Source organism: Bacillus sp. SW14 (genome assembly GCF_047608225.1).
In the GTDB taxonomy this organism is placed as follows: Bacteria; Bacillota; Bacilli; order Bacillales; family Bacillaceae; genus Bacillus; species Bacillus subtilis_G.
Genome location: NZ_JBLKRW010000001.1, coordinates 989,855 through 1,014,647, shown reverse-complemented (window position 1 = coordinate 1,014,647; position 24,793 = coordinate 989,855). Strand labels below are relative to the sequence as shown.

The window sequence follows — 24,793 nt, the reverse complement described above, 5'->3', positions numbered from 1 at the left end:
GCTTATTGACTGCCTTTTTCACTTTTCGAATCGGCACTGTCCTCTTCTTTGCTGCTTGGAAGCTGGACAGATGGGGTGACACCTGAGCCGCCGCTTCCGTTATAAAACTGCGGCACTTCGCCCTGCACTGCTTTAATCGATACAGGAACGTTATTTGTGATGACAGCGGTTTTGCTTGCAAACGGAATGATAACCTTTACTTTAATTTCGACAAAGATGCTGATATCAATAAGTGCATTATTAATGCCATACGGCTTGATTTTGGTTTTGACATCTGTAAAAGCGTCACCGATTAAATTGAACCGGACCGGTATTTTTGGCCCCAGGTTTCCAAGGAGACTGTTGCCTGTTACCTGTCCCAGCGGAATGTTGATCATTATATTCTCACTGGCCCCGCTGTGCCCGGTGTGGGTTTCCATCTCTTTCAAATGAGCCTGAAGCTGCTTTGTCACTTTTGTTTTCACACTGTTTATAACCTGTGTATTAAAATCGATTGTCGTTAATTTTCCGTTTTCATCAGAATTCATTTGAAACATATCTTTCATATTTTCACTGTCAGACATATAATCCTCAATTGAATCCTGAATCACCTCTGTCGCTATACGCTTCGTTTCCATCTCGCCGATGCTCATTAAAACAGGTTTAATCGAGCCATTGATCATCCAGAGGCTGACTGTTGTCGAAAGGATAAAAAAGGAAACCGACAAGAGCAGCACGTACCGGAAAGGCAAAGGTCCTCTCTTGCGAAAAGGGCCGCGATATCTTGGCAAGAAAATCCCCCCTTACATATCACAATGTATGCTTGTAAGAGGGGACATAGTAATAGCCGGGCCAAATTATTTTATTTCACCATTTTTAAAAGCGCTTCTCTGCCGCTCATGCCGGCATGGATGCCGAGATCTTCCGCGGCGTACGTGACGGATTCTAATGGAGCGTCTAACAGCTGGTCAATGGTGCGTACCCCAACTGCGCGCCCCGCCACAATGCCCCGCTCCTTTAATTTTTCATTCAGCAGCGCCACATCAAGCGCCCCGCACATAATGTATCCATAATCATTAGTGACCGCCATAAAATTTGTCTTTGGAAGCTTCACTGTCACAGCTGTAAAAGGCTGTCCTTCTATCATGATTGGTGTCAGATTTACCACGTCAACCACTCCCTTCATTCATCACTTTATGATGAAGGGCAAAGCTTGTTGTGGGCTGACCTCCTTATTGCGCGAGCTTCCATGCGAGCAGATCCCGCAAAAACTCCGGCATAAAATATTCTTTTTCTGCGGCGTCGCGGATGATCGGGAACAGTCTGCCGAGCGTAAACATGTCAAGCACGGCAACGGAGTATTGTTTATGTTTATCAATCTCTTCCCCGTTCAGCGTGACGCGTGTGACATGCGTGATCCCGTCATCCAGCCGTTTCGTTTCTACATCAACACCCGCGTATACCATTTTCCCCATTACTTCTCCGCGGAAACCGAGCCCTTTGATCCGGAGCTGCTCCATTTGTTCGGAAGCCGCATGGACAATGGTCTCTTTCAGTTCTTCTCCCGTCAGGCGGACAGCCACCGGGTTGATCGGATGGGGACAGATGCGGTGCAGATCCAGCTTCGTCACAGGGCCCTCTCTCAGCGGACCGAGAATGACACCGGAATTCACCATACTCATGTCCGTCCCGCACCATTCCTTTAGCGCGAATGCCAAAAGCAAAGGCAGCTCTGATTCTTCAAACCACTTCACCTCAGCATCTTGCGCAAGCTCCGCAACGGCGTCGGACAACTTATCTTCGGCTTCATGTTCTTTTTCATGAAGAAACGCTTTTGTTTCTTCGGATTCTCCTGTCCATTCCGCCATGTTCTGCACAGACGCTGTTTTGCTGATGATGCTTCGCTGTACGCTGTCGACTGTGATTTCTACACAGCCGACATAATGTCCGTATTTCTCGGCGCTGGCAAGCAATACGCCGTTTACCACTTGTCCATCTTCAAGCAAATGATGGGTGTGCGATTCGAGGATCACATCAATCTCTGGGACCGCTTCAGCCACTTTCTGATCATCAAGAATGCCTAAATGCGACAGCAGAACGATGATGTCAGCCTGCCCTCTCACTTCCCGTATGGTTTCCTTTACGCTTTCAAGGGCATCGGTTACTGTCCATCCCAGCTTGTCATAGACAGGATAATACGGCACAGTTACGCCTAAGATAGCAATGGACATACCGTTTTTTAATGATTTGATATGGTAAGGAACCGCCCAGGATGGACGGTTTCCGTTTTTGTCATACAGATTGGAGACGATAACGGGAAATTCAGCATGATGATATAAGGCAGCGAGCTCTTCATGCGGAAGCGTGATCCCTTCGTTATTGCCGATCGTCGCTCCATCAATATGAAGACGGTTTAAGAGATCGACATTCGCTTTTCCGAAAGTCGCCTCTGTCACGAAATGAAAACGATCAAGATGATCGCCAATATCAAAAACGAGCGTCTCTCCGCTGTCTGATTGACGCTCTTTTCTTTTCTGCTCGATATAATCTACAATTTTCGGCCAGTTTTCAAAATGGCTGTGCAAATCATTGGTATGATATAAGCGGAGCTTCTCTTTCATATTATCTCTCCCTAATCGTTCAGCTGAAAATGCCTTCATAAATGAGCTGGCAGCCGATCAAAATCAACACGATCCGCATGATCATCACGATCGTTTTCGTCTTCATTTTTCTGTTGATGGCGGCGCCAAGCTTTCCGCCGATCCAAGCGCCGGGCACAAGCGCGAGGGCGTACAGCCAATTGACGTGCCCGGAAATAATATGTGAAACAGACCCTGTCATTGAGGACAGGAATATAATAAACATGGACGTTGCCACCGCAACCTTCGGCGGAAACAGGAATAACAGCATCATCGCCGGAACCATGAGCGATCCGCCGCCTATTCCGAAAAGCCCGCCTAAAAAGCCGACAACAAAAGCAATCGCAATGCCGACAGGGGCCTGATATGAATACGTATAAGGCTCACCAGCCTCATCCTGAAATGTCCGAATCATTCCTTTATGAGCTTTGTTGACCGGCCGGGCTTTCGCTTTCAGCATTAAGGTTAATGAAATCAGAATCATAAAAATGCCAAACCAAATAGAAAACGAGTTTGAATTGAACAGCTTTGACACGTAAGCCCCGAGAATACTGCCGGGCCCTGAACCGATAAAGAATATGAGCCCGCTTTTATAATCAACGGTTTTATATTTAATATAAGCCAAAGTTGAAGAAAGACCCGTAAAAATAATGACCAAAAGCGAAGTTCCAATCGCAACCTGCGGCGTCACATCTTGATACAGCGGCGTCACTGTGCTCAAAAACATCAGAGACGGAACGATGACAATTCCGCCGCCAAGCCCAATCAGGCTTCCTACCGTACCTGCAACTAATCCCAGTACGGCCAAAATCACAAACGACATCAAACAAAACCTCTTTTCTAAAATAAATCGAGCTGTCTCGGAGCAAGTCCGCTATACTCGATATCAAGCAGTTCAAGCATCTGCTTGCCGTTATCCGCGGCGTCTCCGCCGGAATTGTTATTGAACAGGACAAAAACATCCTTACATTGCTGCTGTAATTCATTCAGGTGGTTTTTCCAATCCGCAAGCTCCTGTTGATTGTAGCGGTATAAGTACCTGACCTCCCGCCAGTTTTTCCCGCCATCAGGCTTCATCCAGCCCTGCTTGTTGCGCCCGTGAAACCTGACAAGCGTTTTGTTTTCATTGGTCACGCGCAGCACAGTCGGCACGCTGCCTTCTCCGATTTGCGGTTCATCACAGACACTGTGAATCCAGCCTTCCGCTTTCATAAATGAAAGCGTCTGCTCATAAAATGGCGGCGAGAACCAGGAGCGGTTTCTGAATTCAAGCGCGCATGGGATATCGCCCATTTGGTGCTTGCACCATCTCAAATAAGCGACATTCTCCTTCTTGCAGTCAAACCACGGCGGAAATTGAAACAGCACCATGGCGAGCTTATTGCTATGTAAATATGGCGTTAAAGACACCTTAAACGCGTCAAACATCTCCTCTTTTGAGTCAAAGGGAATGTCGCCGCGCTGATGCCCCGTCATGCCCTGATACGCTTTCACGATAAATTGGAAGGTTTCCGGCGTTTCCTTCACCCACTTTTCATTATTTCGCGCCGGCTGAATCGCGTAAAAGCTCGCGTCTAATTCAACGATCGGAAAATGGGAGGAATAGGCCTGCAATTTTTTCTGGCTGGCCGTTTTCGGCGGATAGATGCTGTCATGATCCCCCCATCCCGTCAGTCCGATATAAATCACAATCATTCACCTCTCTTCCAGTTTATCACACGTGTTTTCAGGTTTCCTCGGAAATGCTATTCATGTAGCGGGAAAACGCTGAACAAAGATGCTGATATTGTTTCTCATTCGTATCTAAAAACGCCTCTTCCCTTGAGGAAGGAATATGCTGATAGTCAATAGGCGCCTGGAACTGTTCACTCGTAAAGTCATACACCACGCCGTTGATCCAGTTATAAAAATGCCAGCTCTCACCGACTTTTGTTTTATAAATGGCGCCGCCGAATTGATCCTGAATCACCAAAGCCGTCACACCGCATTGGCCGCATGCCGGGCATTCTTCCGTCCATTTAGAGCTCGTATGACGCGACCATGATTGCTTGAGTATGTATTTGATATGTTCCATTGCCTCCGCCTCCTTCAAAAAAGATACCACGTTGATTGCATTTTAAAAACTGATAGGTGCTTATGTATGATAAATTAGTGGTAATGAATGACATTCCGGAGGCGAATCATGAAAATCAACCTGCTGACGATCGGGACGAGAGGCGATGTACAGCCCTTTATCGCATTGGGAAAAGAATTATCCAGACGCGGACATCATGTGACGATTTGCACTGAAGACGCGTTCAAAGATCTAGCGGAGAAAAACAGGCTCTCCTTTTCAGCCATCAGAGCCGATTACGCAGATTTGACGCAATCAGAAGAAGGGAAAAACATACTGAAAGGAAATCCGCTATCTATTGTCAGCCAGATGAAAACCGTCATTTACCCAATGATGGAACAAATGTTAGACGATATTTGGACGGTCGCTCAAGATGCCGATGCAATCATTTATCACCCTAAAGTATTTGGCGGTTATGATCTTGCCGAAGCCCTGCACATCCCTGCCTTTATTGCTCACCCCGTTCCTGTTATAGCTCCCACCCGCCATTTTACAAATCCTGTCCTGCCATTTGCCATGCGGAGCGGAACGCTTAACAGGGCCAGTTTTAAAATCAATCGATTATTAACCGCATCATTTTTTTCGCTGGTTAACAAGTGGAGACATGAGACACTCGGCCTGTCTGGTAAACGTTCTGTTTTTAAGGATGATTCCGTACTGAATGGAAAGCATATTCCTGTTCTGTATGGATGCAGCCCTTCCATCATTCCCTTTGACCAACAATGGGAAGGTCATGTTTCAATGAAAGGATTCTGGTTTTTAGACGAAGATGCCTGGACCCCTCCACCTGAGCTGTTGCATTTTTTAGAAGCGGGGCCGCCTCCTTTTACCGTTAGTTTTAGCAGTATGCCATTACGAAACCCGGATCACATTCTGAACATGCTTCAGCAAGCATTCAAAGAAGCCGGGCAGCGCGCCATTTTGCTGACGGGCTGGAGCGGGATCAAACAGACGACAGATTCACCTCATATTTTCACAGCCGGGTCCATGCCTCACAGCTGGATTTTTCCTCAATCACGAGCAGTCATTCATCATGGTGGCGCCGGGACTACAGCCGCGGCATTGAAAGCTGGCAAACCAATGATAATATGCCCATTCTCTGGGGATCAGCCTTTTTGGGCAAGAAAAATGCGAGACATCGGAGTGGCTGATGCCCCTCTGAAAGAAAAAAAGATGTCAGTTGAAGCCTTCGTTTCCAGAATCCACGAACTGGTTTCCAACCATACGTATTCTCAACGGGCTTCTGAAGCTGCAGCTCTTATTAAAAAAGAAGATGGAGTAAGACATACTGCGGACTTTATTGAAGAAAAACTAGAGGAAAAAACCCCGGCAACATAAAATCTGCCGGGGTTTTTTACGATGGAACGACCATGGCTCCGTCAATTGCTCCTTCTGCTTTGTCCCTGCCGCTGTACACGCACCGACCTTTACTGTATGTGGCCGAAATGCGGCAGGGAAATGTATGTCCTTCGTAAAGGCTTAGCTTATGCTTTGCAAACATCGATTCTCTCGTGACAGTGTACGGCTCCATGTCGACGAGGACAAAATCCGCATCACATCCCTCTTCAAGCCGCCCTTTTTGCTGCAGGCCGAATCGTCTCGCAGGGGCCGCCGCTGTCCATTCAGCGATGGTTTCAAACGGAATCTGATGCTCAAGCGCCAGTTCCAGCATTCCTAATAAAGTGAACTGCCCGCCGCTGATTCCGCCCCACGATAAAAACAAATTATCCTCCCGCTTTAAGGACGGACGGCAAGGAGAATGGTCAGAGGAGACCATGTCAATCTGCCCCGCAATGAGCGCCTCGATCAGCGCTTCCTTTGATTGCGGTGAACGGAGCGGGGGCGCGCATTTTGCGGCAGAGCCCTTTTCACGTAAATCATCGTGGCTGAACAAGAGATAATGCGGGCATGTCTCGACCGAAACATCAAGGCCTTCCTGTTTCGCCTCCCTGATCAGCCGAACCGCTTTCGCCGTGCTGATATGGACAAAATGAACCGGACACCCCGTCGCCTTCGCATACTGAATCGTGCGATACACCGCTTCAGCTTCGGCTTCCTCCGGGCGGGAGGCGGCGTACGCATCCGCATCCACCCTTCCTTTATTAGCCAAAACCATCTGCAAATAGCTTGTGATCGCGTCACTCTCCGCGTGAAGAGCGAGGATTTTTCCTGCAGCCGCGATTTCTGTCATGCCTTTGAGCAATGTCCGTTCATCAACAGAGGTGAACTCGTCTGTGCCTGATTTTGATAAAAATGCTTTAAACCCGATCGCTCCCGCCTCAGCCATTGGGCGGATGTCCTCGATATGGCCGGGGACGAGGCCGCCCCATAGCGCAAAATCAACCGCTGATTTTTGCCTGCCGAGTTCTGCTTTTGCGAGAAGATGTTCTGCCGTCACGGTTGATGGAATGCAATTGAGCGGCATATCAAAATAAGTGGTGCAGCCGCCTGCTGCCATCATCTGCGAGCCTGTTTCAATCCCCTCCCAGTCCTCTCTGCCCGGTTCATTGAAATGAACATGGCAGTCTACCGCACCCGGAAACACATATTGTCCGCTTGCCTGTACAACAGCTGCCCCGCCTGCTTCAATGGCAGATCCAATCTCGGCAATGATACCGTTTCGCACTGCAATATCAGCTTTTTTAACGCCACTTGGCGTAACTGCTTTCGCACCTTTTATCACCATATCGTAATTCATACTGATCCCCCCATGTCAGGATGACGATTTTTTATGTCAGTTTATGTCACACAATCCGTTCTATTTTGAATAGTTTACTGCTACTATGATCGTATTACATCAGCAAAACCGCTAGAATTCCTATTGAAAATTATTCATCTTAACTAATGTTTTTATAGAAAAGGAGAATGCGCTATGAATATTTTAGATGTGATGAAAATACCGGCTTATGAAAACGCCCATTTAATCGCGGGAAAAGCAGGAGGAGAAAGAGAGGTTCAGCATGTCAATATGATGGATGCTCCGGATATCGCAGACTTTCTGCATAAAAATGAATTGCTCGTCACCACCGCCTATCACCTGAAAGATCATCCGCACCAGTTATCTAAACTGATTCAGCAAATGGCAAAACGCGGCTGCGCGGGACTGGGCATTAAAACAAAGCGCTACCTAGAGGATATCCCGAAGGAAATTATCGAGCTGGCCGATTCATACGCGTTCCCGATTATTGAGCTTCCCGAACACATCCGCCTCGGGGATATTGTGAATGCGACACTCAGCCACATTCTTGATATGCGTTCTAACGAGCTGCGGCAAGCCATTTACGCGCACAAAAAATTCACAAACCACATTATGAGCGGCAAAGGGCTGCAATCTCTCCTCAAAAAGGTGTCAGACCTCCTTCAGCTTCCCGTACTGCTGCTTGACCAGCATGCTAAAATGCTGTCTGCGTCCCATCAGATTTCATTTGAAACCGAAAAGCTGAAAGGAACCCTGAATACCATATCAGGGCCGTTTTTCACTTGTTTCTCTGCGATCTCCGATCATAAAACCTATTCTGTCCTTCCTATTTATAATCACGAAAAAAACTGCGGCTACCTGCTGATACTTGACATGGTGCAGGCCAGCGACAAAGGATTGGTTCTCACGATTGAACAAGCGGCCAACGTGATTTCTTTTGAACTGCTGAAGGAAAATGCGCTGAAGCAATACGGGCGGCGGGCGCGCAATGAGTTTTTCAGCAATTTTATTGAACGGTCATTTTCTTCAGACGAGGAAATCAAAAACCGGGCGAAGGAATTTAAGCTGCGCTGGGATCAAAAATATATGTGCATCGCCGGAAAACTCGACCGAAATGACGAATCGATCAGCTTTACAGAAAATCAGCTCGCCTCCGACAATGTATTCGAGTTTCTTGAAGGCGAATTATCGGCCTTCCCTTTTCCGCCCCATCTCTTTATTAAAGGAAATGTCGGCATTATTCTGATCGAAGCGACAGACAGCTGGAGTGAAATGCACGCCTCAGTGATCAGCTTTTTAGAGCAGTTCCAAACACAAGTCAAAGCTCAATTTAAACGGACTGTGTCCTTTGGCATCAGCAATATATGCCAAAAGCTCATTGATATTCCCGACGCTTTCACAGAGGCATCTGACGCCCTGCAATCAGGGCATTTGTCAAGAAGCACGGCGTTTATTCAGGTGTATCACGCCAAAGATGTGCCTGAGCTTCTTCGCCTGCTCCCAGTTGAGGATTTGAAGAAATTTTATCACTCGACACTTCAAAGCCTCGCTGAAAAACAGCAGGAGGATCAAAGCCTGCTTCATACGCTGTCCGTCTATTTAGAGACACACTGCCAAATTTCCGAGACGGCAAAGCGTTTGTACGTTCATCGGAATACGGTTATCTACCGCCTTGAAAAATGTGAGGAACTGCTGGGCAAAAGCTTAAAAGACCCTGACACGACGATGCGTTTGCGGCTTGCCTTGCGGATGCAGCGGCTGATCAGCTAACACCCGTCATATTTTCTTACAAACTAAATCGCTTTTCGTCACTTTCAGCAATAACACCTGTCTTTTTCGGCTACTGTATCCAATGACACCCGACAATCGGCACGCTATCATGTTACTAAAGTTCACATATAAAAGGAGGGACTATGGTGAAACAAAAATCGTTTGCGGTTTTTTCTCTTGGCCTGCAGCATGTGCTGGCCATGTATGCAGGTGCGATTATGGCGCCCCTGCTTGTCGGCAGGGCGCTGAACTTAACAACAGAACAACTGTCTTACCTGTTGGCGATTGACCTGTTAACGTGCGGCGCCGCGACGCTTTTGCAAACCTTGCGCGGCGCATACATCGGCATCGGGCTTCCCGTCATGCTCGGCAGTTCATTTGTGGCCGTCACCCCGATGATTGCCATCGGCGCGAATCACGGCATTGCCGCGGTTTACGGTTCAATCATCGCGGCAGGTATGTTTATCTTCTTATTTGCGCGTTTTTTTGGCAAGCTGACCGTGTTATTCCCCCCTGTCGTAACAGGAACTGTTGTAACCTTAATCGGCCTTTCTCTTGTTCCGACAGGTGTGAAAAATATGGCTGGCGGCGAAAAAATAAACGGCAGCGCCAACCCCGAATACGGTTCACTCGAAAACCTTCTTCTCTCTGTCGGCGTCCTAGTCCTGATCTTAGCTCTCAACCGTTTTCTCAAAGGATTTGCCCGAACGCTTTCCGTTCTGATCGGAATCGCCGCCGGAACAGCGGCAGCAGCCACCATGGGCAAAGTCAGCTTTTCTTCTGTTATTGAAGCACCGTTATTTCAAATCCCGAAGCCATTTTACTTTGGAACCCCTTCATTTGAGATCGGCCCGATCTTAATGATGCTGATCGTCGGAATCGTCATTATTGTGGAATCAACCGGCGTGTTCTACGCGATCGGAAAGATATGCGGCAGACCGCTAAGCGAAAACGACCTTGTCAAAGGCTACCGGGCGGAAGGAATCGCCATTCTCATCGGCGGGCTGTTCAACGCCTTTCCCTATAACACCTTTGCGCAAAATGCCGGCTTATTGCAGCTGACAAAGGTAAAAACGAGAAATGTCATCATTACCGCAGGCTGTATCCTTATCTGCCTCGGACTGATTCCGAAGATTGCCGCCCTTGCTTCCGCCGTTCCTGCGGCTGTGCTGGGAGGCGCGACCGTTGTCATGTTCGGTATGGTCATTGCATCCGGCGTCAAAATGCTCAGTACAGCGGATCTCAAAAATCAATATCACCTCCTGACCATCGCATGCTCAATCGCACTCGGCATTGGCGCCAGCACGGTGCCCGCCATTTTCGCGGAATTCCCCGCTCCGATCCGGATTCTCGTCAGTGACGGCACCATCGCCGGAAGCCTGACCGCCATCTTTTTGAATCTATTTTTCAGCTTGCGCGGCAAAAAAGAAACAACAGCGCAGAAAACAGAACTCGCGGTATTAGACCATACACTCGCATTAGAAAAAGAGGTGTGAAAAAGATGAAGGAACAGTACAATGTCTTTCAGCTGAGCATGCTCGGACTTCAGCATATGCTTGCCATGTATGCGGGAGCGATTCTCGTTCCGCTGATCGTCGGAGCGGCGATCGGGCTGAATACGGGGCAGCTGACGTATTTAATCGCGATCGATTTGTTCATGTGCGGGGCCGCGACTCTTTTACAGCTCTGGAAAAACCGGTATTTTGGCATCGGGCTCCCCGTTGTGCTCGGATGTACGTTTACCGCAGTCGGCCCGATGATTTCCATCGGCAGCACATACGGTGTCTCAGCGATATACGGTTCTATTATCGCCGCAGGACTGATTATCGTCTTAGCCGCGGGCTTCTTCGGTAAGCTTGTCCGTTTTTTCCCGCCTGTCGTGACCGGCTCAGTTGTCATGATCATCGGCATCAGCCTGATTCCGACGGCAATGAATAACCTGGCCGGCGGTGAAGGAAGCAAAGACTTCGGCTCACTGGACAACGTGCTCCTCGGGTTTGGCGTTACAGCCTTTATCTTATTGCTGTTCTATTTCTTTAAAGGCTTTATCCGCTCCATAGCGATATTGCTCGGCCTTATCGCAGGAACAGCGGCTGCATTCTTCATGGGAAAAGTCGATTTTTCTGACGTTATGGAAGCGTCTTGGCTTCATGTTCCGTCTCTGTTTTATTTCGGACCGCCGACCTTTGAGCTGCCGGCTGTTGTCACGATGCTCCTCGTTGCGATTGTCAGTCTGGTTGAATCGACAGGTGTTTACTTTGCGCTCGCCGATATCACAAACCGCAGGCTGTCGGAGAAGGATCTCGAAAAGGGCTACCGGGCGGAAGGCCTTGCGATTATGCTTGGCGGCTTATTTAACGCGTTTCCCTATACAGCCTTCTCGCAAAATGTCGGTATCGTTCAGCTTTCAAAAATGAAAACTGTCGACGTCATCGCGATCACAGGAATGATGCTGATGGCAATCGGACTTGTTCCAAAAGCCGCAGCATTGACAACAGTGATCCCGAACCCCGTTCTCGGCGGCGCGATGATTGTCATGTTCGGCATGGTCATTTCTTACGGGATCAACATGCTTTCCAGTGTTGACCTCGATTCACAAGACAACCTGCTGATCATTGCCTCTTCCGTCAGCTTAGGGCTAGGCGCCACAACAGTTCCCGCATTGTTTTCATCTCTTCCGGGAGCGGCCTCAGTCTTGGCAGGAAGCGGAATTGTGATCGGCAGTTTGACGGCCATTGCACTGCACGCTTTTTTTCAACCGAAACAGCCGAATGGCGCTGAAATGAAAACGTAAAGGATGATGCCAATGTATACAATGAATGACCTGAACCAAATGGACACACAAACACTGACAGACACACTTGGATCTATTGTTGAACACTCTTCATGGATTGCGGAGAAAGCCGCGGCATTGCGGCCGTTTTCATCCCTTTCTGACCTTCATCACAAAATGGCCGGCATTGTAAGATTCGCGGACCGCCAGACACAGTTTGATTTAATCAACAAGCACCCCCGGCTTGGAACAAAGAAAACAATGAGCGCTGCCTCGGTAACAGAGCAGCAAAACGCTGGGCTCAGCAAACTTGAACAGCAGGAATACGAGGAATTTCTCAAGCTAAATGAGCACTATTATGAACGCTTCGGCTTTCCTTTTATTTTAGCGGTAAAGGGAAAGACGAAACAGGACATTCTCCAAGCCCTGCTGGCAAGGCTTGAGAACGAACGTGAAACGGAGTTCCAGAAGGCTCTAGAAGAAATTTACCGCATCGCCCGCTTTCGTCTGGCGGACAAGATCACTGAAAAAGGAGAGACGCAAATGAAAAGAACCATGTCTTACGGCAAAGGAAATGTATTTGCATACCGAACATTTTTAAAGCCGCTCACAGGAGTAAAGCAAATCCCAGAGTCATCTTTTACCGGGAGAGACAATACCGTTATCGGCGTTGATGTGACATGTGAAATTAGCGGAGATGCTTTCCTGCCATCATTTACAGACGGAGATAACACCCTCGTTGTGGCGACGGATTCAATGAAAAACTTTATTCAGCGCCATCTCGCTTCCTATGAAGGAACGACTACGGAAGGATTCTTACACGATGTGGCTCACCGATTTTTAGATACCTATTCTCATATGGACACCATCACTCTGACCGGCGAAGACATTCCGTTTGAAGCGATGCCTGCTTACGAAGAGCAAGGACTCGGCACAAGCCAGCTCGTCTTCAGAAGGTCACGAAATGAACGGGCGCGGTCTGTGCTGAAAGCGGAACGAACCGGAGATACCATAACAATTAAAGAGCAATACAGCGAAATCGTGGATCTTCAGCTCGTCAAAGTGAGCGGCAATTCCTTCATTGGCTTTATCCGGGACGAATATACGACTCTCCCGGAAGATGGCAACCGCCCTCTGTTTGTCCATTTAAACATCAGCTGGCATTATGAACACACAGATGACGCGTACGCTTCCGATCCCGCCCGCTACGTTGCGGCTGAGCAAGTCCGCGACTTGGCGAGCACCGTTTTTCACGAGCTCGAAACCGCTTCAATCCAAAACTTAATCTATCATATCGGCTGCAGAATATTAACGAGATTCCCGCAGCTCACTGATGTCAGCTTCCACTCTCAAAATCACACATGGGACACAGTCGTCGAAGAGATCCCGGGCTCCAAAGGAAAAGTCTACACAGAACCGCGCCCGCCATTCGGTTTCCAGCGCTTTACCGTGACCAGAGAAGACGCCGAGAAAGAAAAACAGAAAACCGAAAAAGCATTAGGAAGCCTGAAGGCCTGATGGGAAAGCTGACAACCCATATCTTGGATTTATCCTGCGGCAAACCCGCGGCGAACGTAAGAATTGAATTGAAGCGGCTGGGCGAAGACGGCGATCTTGTCAAAGAAACATTCACCAACGATGACGGCAGAGTCGATGCTCCGCTGCTGGCAGGAAAAGAGCTGGTGTCTGGTGAATATGTGATGGAGTTCCATGCACGGGATTATTTTGCGAGTCAAAAAGTGAGCATGGCAGACCAGCCGTTTTTAACCATTGTCACCGTCCGATTTCAACTTGCAGATCCAGACGCTGATTATCACATCCCGCTTTTGCTGTCGCCGTTTGGTTATCAGGTGTATAAGGGGAGTTAGAGAAGGAAGTCCGCCGATGAGGCGGGCTTCTATATGAACTTTATAAACTTTTCACGTTTGATTACGGTCAAGTGAAACAACAGCAAAAATAATGATTACGCCTTTTTTAAATTCATACAGGCATTCTCCTCTTTGAATTTGTTTTTGCGTTTCAATCATTGTTTGATGACACTTTTTTCACTTGACAAAACACACAGCTAAATCGAAAGAGATGTATTCACTGCTGTTTGAGCATGGATGAAAGCCGTATCAAATAATGGCACTTTAGAATCCTCTGCCTTTACTAATAAACCAATTTCAGTGCATCCGAGAATAATCCCTTCTGCTCCCCGATCCACCAAATGATTGATCATCTTCTTATACATGTTTCTGGACGACTGTTTGATTTCCCCCAAACATAGTTCCTGATAAATAATATGATTGATTACTTCTCTTTCCTCATCACTGGGCACAATGACATTGATATCGTGAGACTCAATACGTGATCTATAAAAATCTTGTTCCATCGTATACTTAGTACCAAGTAATCCTACCGAACGAATACCTTGTCTAGTGATTTGATCGGCAGTCGCATCTGCAATATGTAAAATAGGGATAGTGATCATTTCTTGGATATAGCCAATTACTTTATGCATGGTATTTGTACATATTACTATAAAATCTGCACCGGCTTTTTCTAATGATCTCGCAGCTTCCCCTAAAGCTGCACCGGCTTGATCCCAAGCCCCTTCGGACTGATAGTGTTCAATCTCCTTAAAATCAACACTGTATAAAAGGCATTTCGCCGAATGCAGTCCCCCTAATTTCTTTTTTATTTCCTCATTAATGATTCGATAATATTCAGCTGAAGATTCCCAACTCATCCCGCCAATAAGACCAATCGTTTTCATATAACCACCCCTGATAAAATTTTCAGAATATAATTAGTCATTCTAAAGTATAGGTCAATCTGATACAATCATTCATTTTTCAGGCGAATGGCCTGCGAGAAAAAGCAGACAGATCTTTTCTGATCCTGCAAGCAGACATAACGTCGGAACGGCTGCAACCTCCCGCTCCTGCCCATTTACGGTCATTCGGAACTGTTCCTTTTTTAAAAGCTATGGCCCAGCTCTTTTACGTCCATTGCTTCATCCCCTTTCTGTACCTACTCTGGATGAATACCATCTCGATGAAATGATGAGGATTATTTCAGAAGCAAAGGAGTTCAATACAGCTCTAACCATTAACTATTATAGAGATGGCTTTATTGAGGAAGTAAGTGGATATATTCATGACATAAAGGAAGTTAAACAACAGTTACACGTGTAAGGTTTAAAAGGGGATACAAACTTTATATCGTTTGATTCAATTATTAATGTGGGATCAAATACATAAAATAAACCCTCCGAATGAGAGGGTTTATTTTATGTTTGATTCCGGTCAGAAAGTTGATGATATGCTGTACTTTGCTCTACAGTAAAAGTAGTAACGAGACCTAAACTTAAAGTAACTGTAGTAAGAATAATGATTACGCCTTTTTTAAAATTCATACAGGCATTCTCCCCTCTGAATTTGTTTTTGCGTTTCAAGCATTTTTTGATGATAAACATAAGAAGTTTCATATTCCTTTGAATTTGCAAAAGCTTCAGCCGTATCAATTGCGATATCTTCCACATACGCATAATTCTTATTTCTTTCTAAGTAATCAATGGTTTTTTTTATTCCCACTTGATCAACTGCATTGATATAAAGTGCCTCCAAGTATTTTTGTAGGGACTCAAAAAGTTTGTCACCTTGGTATAACGCCGCTGATAAACCCTTTTTACTCATTTTTATTGCTTCGCCTGTTTTCTCCTGCTTAAAAAGAAATTTAGCGTATGTAAACAGGGAATGAGGTAAATTGCTTAACTTCGCACTTTCTGATATTTTGACAGCTTCATTCAAAAAGTAGTCTGCTTTATCATTTATTCCTAAATCTGCATAATTCTTTCCGAGATTGTAGTAAGCCGAGCTAAGAAGCCTTTCATTGCGATCTAATTGTTTGGACAAGACCAAGGCTTTTTCAAGATGCGGCAAACTCTTCTCGAAATGTTTAAAATCAACGTAATTTCCGGATATAACAAAATGACACTGGGTTTTTCGCACTTTATAAAGATCATATTGATTATAAATGTCCATCGCCTGTTTAACGTGGTGCATCGAAATATGATTTTGCTTCATAGTATAGTAAGCTTCAGCCAACTTAAAATGAAACTCAGCCTTCTCGATATCATCATTAACATGAGAAAGATGTTTTTCAGCTTCTCGATAAAAACCTATCGCTTTTACATATTCCCTTTTATCAAACTCATACATTCCACGAAAAAACAGAGAATAGTAAGACAGCAGGCCAGTTATCCCCTTGTTGGTTGCCTCTATTTTTCCAAGTAACTCGTCAATAGTTGGTCTTATACGTGTTGTTACGGGTTCCAAATAATCTAGCATGAGTTGATGACGGAATTTCATTAGGGAGAAATAAATGAGTAAATACTCATCTTCCTCCATCCGTTGGATCTCCTGCTCCACCTCTGCCTTTAAAATCTCTGCATCCGGGACACTAAATTGACGTATCATTTTATACCATTCATTGATCTTTACGCCAACTTCTGACGATGATAAAACCGGATTCACATGACCCCTCCTTATGTACTCTCTTATGTAATATTCTAACATTTCCGAAAATATGTATGACCGCAAAAAAACCGCAAACTTTTCTTCGATTCATACCAACATAACTGGATAGGGAGCAATTGTTACGAGAGCAGTAACAAAGGGCCCCTAATGACACTTGAAATCTACAACAGCTTATAGATTACACTAAGAGACAGCCTAAAAGATTCAGGTCTAAAGATTTTACTCGATGTTTCGAGGTATTCAAAATACTTAAAGAAATAACACCGGCTGCTAATAAACAGGTAATGTATGATTTAATAGAATCATGGGGTGATATAATTGACAATGAAGTCCGACTTTAAAAGCCGGACTTCATTTTTTCCCATCACACAATTCTCTTTTAATCCTCCAAGCCGACCGCATAATTCCGCCATACCCGGTACACCGGCACAAATTCCCCGCCAGCCCTTCTTCTATCTCTTCATCTGCGGGATGCGGGTTTTCCTCGAACAGCGCTTTAAGCGCAATCGTCATGCCCGGGGTGCAGTAGCCGCATTGGAAGCCGCCTTCTTCCAAGAAAGCGGTTTGGCAGATATCCAGTTCTTCTTTTTGAAGCCCTTCGATGGTGGTAATGGAGTGGCCGTCTGCTTGATAGGCCATCGTCATGCACGCATTGGCCAGCCTTCCGTCGATTAGGATGGAGCACGCTCCGCAGCGGCCGATTCCGCAGGATACCTTTGTCCCGGTCAGCTGAAATTCCTTTCTAAGCAGGTCACTCAGACGTGTCGCGGGAACGGCTGCAATCTCCCGCTCCTGCCCATTTACGGTCATCCGGAACTGTTCCTTTTTTATAGGAAATGGTCCAGCTTCTTTTATGTCCATTGCTTCATCCCCTTTCTGTCTATCGCGTCCAGAAGCTCTTCTCTTGAAATCGGCAGCTTATTTATCCAGCAGCCGACCGCATCATGCACGGCCTTTACAATGGCAGGAGTAAGGGCGATCGTTCCGATTTCGCCGACGCCGCGCGGGCCGTGGGAATCACCTTCCATCAGCTCTTCTATTGCAGTCACCTTCATGTCAGGAACATCCTTCACACCGGGAATGATATACTGGTCGAGGTTTTCCGCCGCATAACGGCCGTCCGTCATTTCGGCTTCCTCCATCAGCGTATAGCCGAGCGCCATAACAGCGCCGCCTTCAATTTGTCCCCGATAGCCCTGCGGACTGACAACCGGACCTGCTGCAATAGCGTGTTCACAATCTATCACTCTGACATTGCCTGTTAATAGATCAACCTCCACCTCAACAGCAGCCGCGCCAAATGCGTAGAGAAAATGCCCGCCGACCACAGGATCAGGCGTTGTCGGAAAATCAAATTCGGTTTCCTCTGCCAAAGGGCCTTTTTCAGCCAGCTTCTTATACGTCACCACGAGCTCCTTTGTGTTTTTGTCACGCAAGCCTGCGGCGCCTAAAATAAGGATTTCCTCCGCACAGCCGCTCCATTCTGCGGCCCGTTTTTTCAATCGAGAAAGGAATGGCTTCTTCAAACGCTGGATCGCGTGCCACACCATGCTTGTGCCACGGGATGCGGTGGAGGAACCTGACTTCGGCGCTTTTGCGGTATCCCCAATGACAATGGAAATATCCTCAGCCGCACAGCCCAGCTCCTCAATGACAATATGTTCAATCGCCGCTAGAATCCCCTGTCCGCATTCTTCAAATCCAAAAGAAGCCGTGATTTTGCCGTCACTTGAAAGGGACAAACGGCCTCCCGCCGCATCCATTCGGCCATATCCCAGCCCGCCGCCGTGCATCGTAATGGCCGCTCCCTTGCCTCTTCGTATATACCCGGAGTTCACACGTTTTCTTGTGAGAATAGGAGATTCAGAAATGACGTCCAAAACCTGCGCCGCTCCGTCAGTCGGTGCAATCCGATGCCCAAGCGGCCCCAGATCATGCGGTTGTCTGATATTTTTTCTTCTCAGCTCCAGCGGATCGATGCCGAGCAAGCCGCTGAGGCGATCAAGATGGGTTTCGAGCGCAAATGTGATTTGATTGCCGCCAAACCCCCGAAATTCTCCCGCCACCCCGTTGTTCGTAAACACAGATATCCCTTCAGTCCGAATATTTGGAATGCGGTACGGACCCGCGGCATGCTCGACAGAAAAATCAAGAACGGCCGGTCCAAGCGTAGCGTAAGCGCCTGTGTCCGCCACAATTTTCACATCATGAGCCAATAGCTTTCCTGCTTGATCCGCTCCCGTTTTTATCGTAATCTTCATCGGATGGCGCTTAATTCCAGAACGTACAGATTCCTTTCTGGTCTGATGAATGTTGACAGGAAGTCCGCTTTTCAGTGCCAAAAGCGCGGCATACGGCTGGATATTCAGCTCATCCTTTCCGCCGAACGAGCCGCCCATCGGACTAGACACAACCCTAATCTTCTCTTCGGGAATGTCAAAAATACGGGCAAGCTGGAAACGGTCTTTATAGCCGTGCTGTGTTCCTGCATACATCGTAAAGCCCCCATCTTCTTTTGGAACGGCTACGCCTCCTTCCGTTTCCATATATGTATGCATCTGCCGCGGCAGCTCGTAGGTTTCTTCAAGGACTGTGTCAGATGCTTGGAAGCCTTCTTTCACATCGCCGTGTGAAAAAAACGCACGGTGAAGGATGTTCCCGTCCTCGTGCAGTCTATGCGCGTCCGGCCGAAGCGCTTTTTCCGGTGAATCAATGATCTCCAGTTCTTTATATTCAACGCGAATCAACTCCAGCGCCGCTTCCGCGATTTCCTCCGTTTCCGCAGCCACTGCGGCGATCGCATCCCCGACATACCGCACCCTGTCCTCACATAAAACCGGCTGGTCAGGGATGACAATGCCAAAGCGGTTTGATCCGGGAACGTCTTGATGAGTGACGACCGCCCGCACACCTTCCATTTCTTCAGCTTTTTTGGTGCAAATCGACACGATCTCTGCATGAGGATAAGCGCTTCTCAGCACTTTGCCATACAGCATTCCGGGAAAGCTGAGATCGGTCATATATTTCAATTCACCTGTGACCTTTTCCCTTCCATCCGGTCTCACTCTTGACGGTTTGTTGATGATCATTTTTCTCCTCCCTCAGACAGCAGCTCTGCCATGATGACGTTAGCCGCGGCTTTTTTTCTGTATGCCGCTGACATAAAAGCATCTGCGGTAAACGGCAGCTCATGGATAATGGTTTGGTACAGCTCGTGCGGATTCCACTCTGACGCCATCCATTTTGCTTCGCTTTCCATTAATCTTTCCGGTGTGATATCGGCATGGCCAGCGGCGAGCCGAATGCCGCCGTCTTTCAAAAAACGTCCAGCTGCCACAGCAACCGCGCCTGTAAAAGCCTGCCGCCTCCCAAGCTTGCGGTAAAACACACGCTCTTTCTCCACACGCGGAATGATGATACGCGTGACGATAGCAGTTCTAAAGTCTTCATCTATGAGCCAATCGCCAAGTGACAGCCTGATCAGTTTCTTTTGGTACACGATAAGCTCAGCATCCAGAACAAGCAGGAGCGGAATCAAATCACCGATTTTACTCGCTATGTTGCCGCCAATCGTGGCCCGGCTGCGGATTCCGGGTGCGGCAACAGTGGAAGCAGCGCCGCTGAAACAACCAAGTACACTCTTGATCAGGGGATTCTTTCTGCATTCATTCAGCGTTGTGAGTGCCCCGATCGACAGGTGGGTGCCGCTGGCGGTGATCCCTCTCATCTCGTTAATTCCTTCAAGACTGACGAGGTGCTGTTTCGGAAGAATCCCTTTGTCCCACTGAAGCTGAAGCAGTGTGCTGCCCGATGCGGCACACACATCCGGGGCATGCTTCTCTAAAAGCGAATAGGCCTCATCAAGCGCTTCCGGCCTCCATAATTGAAGAGTCATTCTTGTTTTTGTCACTTGGCCGTTCAAACCATCGCCCTCCTTACCATTTCGTATTCTTCCGGTGTATCAATGTCTTTCAACTCCGCGCTTTCCTTTGCCTCCAAAACCGCTCCTGTTCCAAGCTGCCCGCTTTTCAGGAGCCTGCGAGCCCCCTCATCTCCCTTTAACTCCTTTATATAAGGAAAACAAGCTGATGAGAAATAGATTGGCGGGGTGAGCGCGCCTAAGGATGATGATACGGCAAATGACTTAGGAGCCATTGCCACAAGGGCATTAAGATGATCGACGGAAAGCTGCGGCTGGTCGGCTAACAAAATGACAACGCCGTCCGCTCCCATGCTTTCTGCTTTTCTCACCCCGCTGCTGACTGAATGCCCTTGGCCTTTTTCAGCTTCTTGACAAACGTGCAGGCTCCAGCGTTTTCGAAAAGGCGGAGCGTGATACGGCGCTCCTATCCAATCAAGGAAAGCACGTTCAGTTCGCTCGACGATCAACACATGATCAAGGAGGGATAGAAGAGCGGTTTGCAAAGAAAGCGAACCGATGGTTTGTCCTTTTAGCGGTAAAGCCAGCTTGTTTCGGCCCATCCTTTTGCTTTTGCCGGCAGCGAGAAACACGCCGATAATATAGGGGTTTCTCATACAAGTGCCATCCGTTTTCTTGTTTGAACGATTTCCGCGATAACGCTGACGGCAATTTCTGCGGGGCCTTCCGCACCGATTTTCAGCCCGACCGGACTGTAAAAGTGAGCCGGCGGCTGTTTTCCGTTCAGCAGCCGCTTCGTGCGGTTTGCCGAACCCAACAGTCCGATATAATGAAGCTTTCGAGAAAATAAGAAGTCGATGATCGTTTGATCGTGCTGAAAATGGTGGGTCGCTACAACAGCTGCATCATGTGGATAAAACTGAAATTCACTGAGCATTTGTTCTGGAAAAGCGGTGATCAGACGATCCGCTTTTGGAAAAAGAGAGGATGTGCAATAAGCGGGACGCCAATCTGTCACGGTAACAGAAAACCCTGTATCCGCCGCCAAATTAGCGAGCGGCACAATATCCGGTCCCGCCCCAAACAGAATGAGACGCGGCTTTGGCTCAATTCGCTGAATAAACAAGTTGGTTGATGAATCGAAATGCGGTAAATGAAGCGTTGAAGCGGTACATTGAATGTCTTGCAGAGGCGCGTCCGGCCAGTTCCCGAAATGCGTGTTCTCAGCCAAAAATAAATAATGGGAGGAGTCAAGCTGCGTAACGGCTGTGACAGCTTTGCCTGATTGAAGGCAGTCCCTCACTCTATCAAAATGCCGTCTTTTTCCCTGAGTGATTCGCTCCGCATGAATATGAATTACGCCGTTGCATCCGGCTCCCATACCCCAGGACATATCGTCCTCCGCCCGCATGTCATAGGGAATCAGCACTGACGTCAGCTGATCACCCAGCTCACTGATTCTGTGGCGTAAATCTTCTTCCACACACCCGCCGCTCAGCAGGCCGACCCGTTCCCCATTTTTCTTAAAGAGCATAGAGGCACCTGCTTTTCGATATGCGGAGCCTTCAACTTGAACAATTGTCGCCAGCACAGCCTCATCCCGATCTTCCCGGAGCGCATCTAATATGATATGCAAATTTCCCAAAGCTGCATCCTCCTCTCAAAAATCGCTATAAGAAACAACAAGTTCAGCGTGATTTTATAGGTAACTTGTATAAAGAATAGCTGATGGAAGAAAAAATGACTCATGCTTCGTCAGAAAATGCAACACAGGGAAAGACGATTTGTAAAAAGAGTCAAACGAAGAAAACAGATTGGAGAAAAAGCGAAATCTTATCGCTAAAAAAGCTTGCGGCATTCCGCAAGCTTTTCTTTATACCGCTGTCTGACGGCCAGCATTTTCATACACATCAAGCGCCGCTTGGAGCGCTTTTCCTGCTTCGATCCCTGCGCCATGCCTCAGCAGCACAGCTTCTAACCCGGCAAGCACGAACAGCACGTTTTCTTTTCTGCAGCTGTAGCCCATCGTGCCGATTCTCCAGATTTTTCCCGCCAGCGGACCGAATGAGCTGGCGATTTCGATGCCGAATTGCGCCAAAAGCATATGCCGGACAGACTCGCCGTCAATGCCGCCAGGGATTTCTATACAGGTGACAACAGGCATTTTGCAGCTGTCATCTCCAAAAAGCTTCAGCCCCATTGCCTTAATCCCTGCTGCTAATGCAGCCTCATGGTGGCGATGCCGCTCAAAGCGGGCTTCAAGACCTTCTTCAAGCGTCAGCCTGACACCCTCACGCAAGGCGTACAGCATCGTCGTTGCTTCAGTATGATGATTGAGCCGTCTTTCGCTCCAATAATCCTCAAGCTGGCTCAAATCAAAATAATTGCTTGTGATCGGCCGCTTCCCCGATAGCGTTGCCCTGTCAGCTTGTGTCGCAATCCCGCGCTCCACCTTTTTTCGAGCCGCAATCACATCTGCCACCCGCTCATTATATGTAATTGGTGCCATTCCCGATGGAACAGACAAGCACTTTTGCGTGCCGCCGATGGCCGCGTCAATCTTCCAATCATCGACTTTGACCTCGCAGCCGCCAATCGTCGCAACTGCATCGACGATGAACAATGCATCCTGGGCCCGGCAGGCTTCGCCGATTGCTTCCAGCGGGTGAACCCGCCCTGTCGATGTTTCCCCATGCACCATCGCCACGATTTTCGGTTTCACTTTTTTCATTTCCCGTATGATGTCCTGCGGGTTAAAAACCGTTCCCCACTCACACTCAAGCGTATGAACATTTGCTCCATACCGCTCGGCAATTTCAGTCAGCAAATAACCGAAGCGCCCGTAAATGGGGATGAGCACATCATCTTCCGGCTCAATCACACTCGCCAGCACCGCTTCGATTCCCGCCCGTGAAGTGCCGTCAATCGGGTATGCCCAGCGGTTTTTCGTTTGAAACAGCTCCCGGAGCATTTCCATCGTTTCATTCATGATACCTGTAAACGCTGGATCAAATTGGCCGACAACCGGGGTGCTCATCACTCTTAAGACACGCGGATCTACCTCCACAGGTCCCGGCGTCATAATCGTTCTTAACGGGGTGCATAATTCTTTTCTGCCTGACACAGCCATTCCTCCCTTTATCAGTAAGCCAGTCTGTATAATAAATCAGCCAATGCGCGGACGCCGTTCTCAAGCTGTCTGGCTGAGGTATATTCCTTTGGTGAGTGGCTGATGCCGCCTCGGCTTGGCACGAACAGCATACAAGCCGGATAGCGTCTTCCGATCATTTGCGCGTCATGCCCTGCTCCGCTCACTATTTCTTCACAGCTGAGACCGTTTTCTGCCGCTGATTCAAGAGCCGCAGCCTTCAGCCTTTCGTCCATTGGCACAGGCTCTATCCGCATATATTCATCATTTATGGCACGAATCCCTTTTTGATGGCAAATGCCGTTGATCAAAGCAGCCATGTCATTATGAAATTGCTCCAGCACGTACTGATGCTGATGGCGAATATCGATTGAAAACTGCACGCGGCCCGGTATGACATTGGCAACATTGGGCTCCGCGGTAATTTTTCCGCATGTCAGGCGGAGCTCATCCGGCTGCTCCTCCGACCGCAGCAGCAGCTCATGAATGATACGGCTGCTGGCTGCAAGGGGGTCTTTGCGCCATTTCATAGAGGTCGTTCCCGCGTGATTGCATTCCCCCTCCAGCGTGACGAGATATCGCCTCTGCCCCGCAATACTTGTCACAATGCCGAGATCCCGGCCTGACATTTCCAATGTCTGACCCTGTTCAATATGAAGCTCGACAAAGGCGCTGATATCTGTCCTGCAGGCTGCCTGATACTCACCTTTACCAAAACCGCACTCATACATCGCTGTTTGCAGAGAAACACCTGATTCGTCTCTCGGTTCTTCTGCATCCTGTACAGAAAAAACACCAGTCAGATTCCCCGATCCCCAATAGGTCATTGGAAAACGGCTGCCCTCCTCCTCACATAAGGAGACCGCTTCGAGTGTTTTTTTCGGTGCTCCGTACGTTTCTTTGAGCTGCTTGATCGCGAGCATTGCCGCAAGAACGCCATAGGCACCGTCATACTTTCCTCCATTGAGGACGGTATCGATATGTGAACCGGTTAAAATGACCTCATCCGGAGACTGGGTGCCCGAAAGCCTTCCAAACACATTGCCGACATCGTCGAATCTTGTTTCAAGCCCGAATGCCGACATTTCCGTCTTCACGGCAAGCTGCGCATCCATCCATTCGTTTGTATACAAAAGCCTCGTCACGCCGCCGTCCGCGGATGTGCCGTATTGGGCGAGCCATTCAATATAATCTGTGATGCTGTTTTTGACTGAAAGCCTCTGCTTTTCCATGTACTCCCCCCTCTGGCCGTTATGGTGACTTCATTATA

Annotated in this window: 23 protein-coding genes and 1 pseudogene; 7 read left to right on the top strand and 17 right to left on the bottom strand. The window is 47.9% G+C overall.

All coding sequences use genetic code 11. The annotated features are described in order from the left end of the window. Nucleotides 1-2: 2 nt before the first annotated feature. The 6 genes from yunB to ACMX2I_RS05125 all read right to left on the bottom strand — a co-directional run bounded on the left by yunB (nt 3) and on the right by ACMX2I_RS05125 (nt 4,692). A complete protein-coding gene (yunB, locus tag ACMX2I_RS05150) occupies nt 3-770 on the bottom strand; it encodes a sporulation protein YunB (RefSeq protein WP_414956371.1) in 768 nt (255 codons plus the stop codon). A gap of 71 nt (nt 771-841) precedes the next feature. Then, nucleotides 842-1,147, bottom strand: coding sequence for a YunC family protein (locus ACMX2I_RS05145; protein ID WP_289348040.1), 306 nt, complete (start codon nt 1,145-1,147; stop codon nt 842-844). Between the two features lie 64 nt (nt 1,148-1,211). After that, complete coding sequence (locus ACMX2I_RS05140) at nt 1,212-2,600, bottom strand: bifunctional metallophosphatase/5'-nucleotidase (protein ID WP_414956370.1); 1,389 nt, start codon at nt 2,598-2,600, stop codon at nt 1,212-1,214. A gap of 19 nt (nt 2,601-2,619) precedes the next feature. Then, a complete protein-coding gene (locus ACMX2I_RS05135; RefSeq protein ID WP_087993333.1) occupies nt 2,620-3,441 on the bottom strand; it encodes a sulfite exporter TauE/SafE family protein in 822 nt (273 codons plus the stop codon). A 17-nt stretch (nt 3,442-3,458) separates the two neighbouring features. Then, a complete protein-coding gene (locus ACMX2I_RS05130; protein WP_414958294.1) occupies nt 3,459-4,307 on the bottom strand; it encodes a DUF72 domain-containing protein in 849 nt (282 codons plus the stop codon). A gap of 37 nt (nt 4,308-4,344) precedes the next feature. After that, on the bottom strand, nt 4,345-4,692 hold the full coding sequence (locus tag ACMX2I_RS05125) for a hypothetical protein (RefSeq protein WP_414956369.1): 348 nt from the start codon (nt 4,690-4,692) through the stop codon (nt 4,345-4,347). A gap of 108 nt (nt 4,693-4,800) precedes the next feature. On the opposite strand from ACMX2I_RS05125, the gene ACMX2I_RS05120 reads away from it, so the two are divergent. Beyond that, complete coding sequence (locus tag ACMX2I_RS05120; RefSeq protein ID WP_414956368.1) at nt 4,801-6,069, top strand: glycosyltransferase; 1,269 nt, start codon at nt 4,801-4,803, stop codon at nt 6,067-6,069. A gap of 16 nt (nt 6,070-6,085) precedes the next feature. On the opposite strand, the gene ACMX2I_RS05115 is transcribed toward ACMX2I_RS05120, so the two are convergent. Then, entirely contained in the window at nt 6,086-7,429 is a 1,344-nt protein-coding gene (locus tag ACMX2I_RS05115) for an allantoinase (RefSeq protein ID WP_414956367.1), read from the bottom strand. Nucleotides 7,430-7,603: 174 nt separating this feature from the next. On the opposite strand from ACMX2I_RS05115, the gene pucR reads away from it, so the two are divergent. The 5 genes from pucR (at nt 7,604) to uraH (ending at nt 13,840) form a co-directional block, all read left to right on the top strand. Then, nucleotides 7,604-9,199 carry a purine catabolism transcriptional regulator PucR gene (pucR, locus tag ACMX2I_RS05110; protein WP_414956366.1) on the top strand — a complete coding sequence of 532 codons (1,596 nt, stop codon included), beginning with the start codon at nt 7,604-7,606 and terminating at the stop codon, nt 9,197-9,199. A gap of 146 nt (nt 9,200-9,345) precedes the next feature. Next, a complete protein-coding gene (locus ACMX2I_RS05105) occupies nt 9,346-10,695 on the top strand; it encodes a nucleobase:cation symporter-2 family protein (protein WP_414956365.1) in 1,350 nt (449 codons plus the stop codon). Between the two features lie 5 nt (nt 10,696-10,700). Then, nucleotides 10,701-11,993, top strand: coding sequence for a nucleobase:cation symporter-2 family protein (locus ACMX2I_RS05100; protein ID WP_414956364.1), 1,293 nt, complete (start codon nt 10,701-10,703; stop codon nt 11,991-11,993). 12 nt (nt 11,994-12,005) lie between these two features. Beyond that, entirely contained in the window at nt 12,006-13,490 is a 1,485-nt protein-coding gene (gene pucL, locus ACMX2I_RS05095; protein ID WP_414956363.1) for a factor-independent urate hydroxylase, read from the top strand. Further along, nucleotides 13,490-13,840, top strand: a complete 351-nt coding sequence (gene uraH, locus ACMX2I_RS05090) for a hydroxyisourate hydrolase (protein ID WP_414956362.1) — start codon at nt 13,490-13,492, stop codon at nt 13,838-13,840. The genes pucL and uraH overlap by 1 nt, the downstream gene beginning before the upstream one ends. A gap of 197 nt (nt 13,841-14,037) precedes the next feature. On the opposite strand, the gene ACMX2I_RS05085 is transcribed toward uraH, so the two are convergent. After that, nucleotides 14,038-14,730: an aspartate/glutamate racemase family protein gene (locus ACMX2I_RS05085; RefSeq protein WP_414956361.1), complete on the bottom strand. Its 693-nt coding sequence runs from the start codon at nt 14,728-14,730 to the stop codon at nt 14,038-14,040. 141 nt (nt 14,731-14,871) lie between these two features. Further along, nucleotides 14,872-14,966: pseudogene (locus ACMX2I_RS05080) on the bottom strand (xanthine dehydrogenase subunit E); the annotation flags it as partial. On the opposite strand from ACMX2I_RS05080, the gene ACMX2I_RS05075 reads away from it, so the two are divergent. Continuing rightward, nucleotides 14,966-15,151: a YolD-like family protein gene (locus tag ACMX2I_RS05075; RefSeq protein ID WP_414956360.1), complete on the top strand. Its 186-nt coding sequence runs from the start codon at nt 14,966-14,968 to the stop codon at nt 15,149-15,151. The pseudogene ACMX2I_RS05080 and the gene ACMX2I_RS05075 overlap by 1 nt on opposite strands. A 210-nt stretch (nt 15,152-15,361) precedes the next feature. On the opposite strand, the gene ACMX2I_RS05070 is transcribed toward ACMX2I_RS05075, so the two are convergent. The 8 genes from ACMX2I_RS05070 to allC form a co-directional block, all read right to left on the bottom strand. Next, nucleotides 15,362-16,492 (bottom strand): aspartate phosphatase, encoded by a 1,131-nt coding sequence (locus ACMX2I_RS05070; RefSeq protein WP_414956359.1) that lies wholly within the window; start codon nt 16,490-16,492, stop codon nt 15,362-15,364. Nucleotides 16,493-16,846: 354 nt separating this feature from the next. Beyond that, a complete protein-coding gene (gene pucE / locus ACMX2I_RS05065; protein WP_394716349.1) occupies nt 16,847-17,356 on the bottom strand; it encodes a xanthine dehydrogenase subunit E in 510 nt (169 codons plus the stop codon). After that, the gene (gene pucD / locus ACMX2I_RS05060; RefSeq protein WP_414956358.1) at nt 17,347-19,584 is read right to left on the bottom strand and encodes a xanthine dehydrogenase subunit D; all 2,238 of its coding nucleotides are present in this window, start codon (nt 19,582-19,584) and stop codon (nt 17,347-17,349) included. The genes pucE and pucD overlap by 10 nt, the downstream gene beginning before the upstream one ends. Continuing rightward, on the bottom strand, nt 19,581-20,417 hold the full coding sequence (gene pucC, locus ACMX2I_RS05055) for a xanthine dehydrogenase subunit C (protein ID WP_414956357.1): 837 nt from the start codon (nt 20,415-20,417) through the stop codon (nt 19,581-19,583). Before pucC ends, pucD begins: the two co-directional genes overlap by 4 nt. Then, entirely contained in the window at nt 20,414-21,031 is a 618-nt protein-coding gene (gene pucB, locus ACMX2I_RS05050) for a xanthine dehydrogenase accessory protein PucB (RefSeq protein ID WP_394716353.1), read from the bottom strand. Before pucB ends, pucC begins: the two co-directional genes overlap by 4 nt. Further along, nucleotides 21,028-22,020, bottom strand: coding sequence for an XdhC family protein (locus ACMX2I_RS05045; RefSeq protein WP_414956356.1), 993 nt, complete (start codon nt 22,018-22,020; stop codon nt 21,028-21,030). Before ACMX2I_RS05045 ends, pucB begins: the two co-directional genes overlap by 4 nt. A 228-nt stretch (nt 22,021-22,248) precedes the next feature. Then, nucleotides 22,249-23,499, bottom strand: coding sequence for a (S)-ureidoglycine--glyoxylate transaminase (pucG, locus tag ACMX2I_RS05040; RefSeq protein WP_414956355.1), 1,251 nt, complete (start codon nt 23,497-23,499; stop codon nt 22,249-22,251). A gap of 17 nt (nt 23,500-23,516) precedes the next feature. After that, nucleotides 23,517-24,755, bottom strand: a complete 1,239-nt coding sequence (gene allC, locus ACMX2I_RS05035; RefSeq protein WP_414956354.1) for an allantoate deiminase — start codon at nt 24,753-24,755, stop codon at nt 23,517-23,519. Nucleotides 24,756-24,793: the final 38 nt, after the last annotated feature.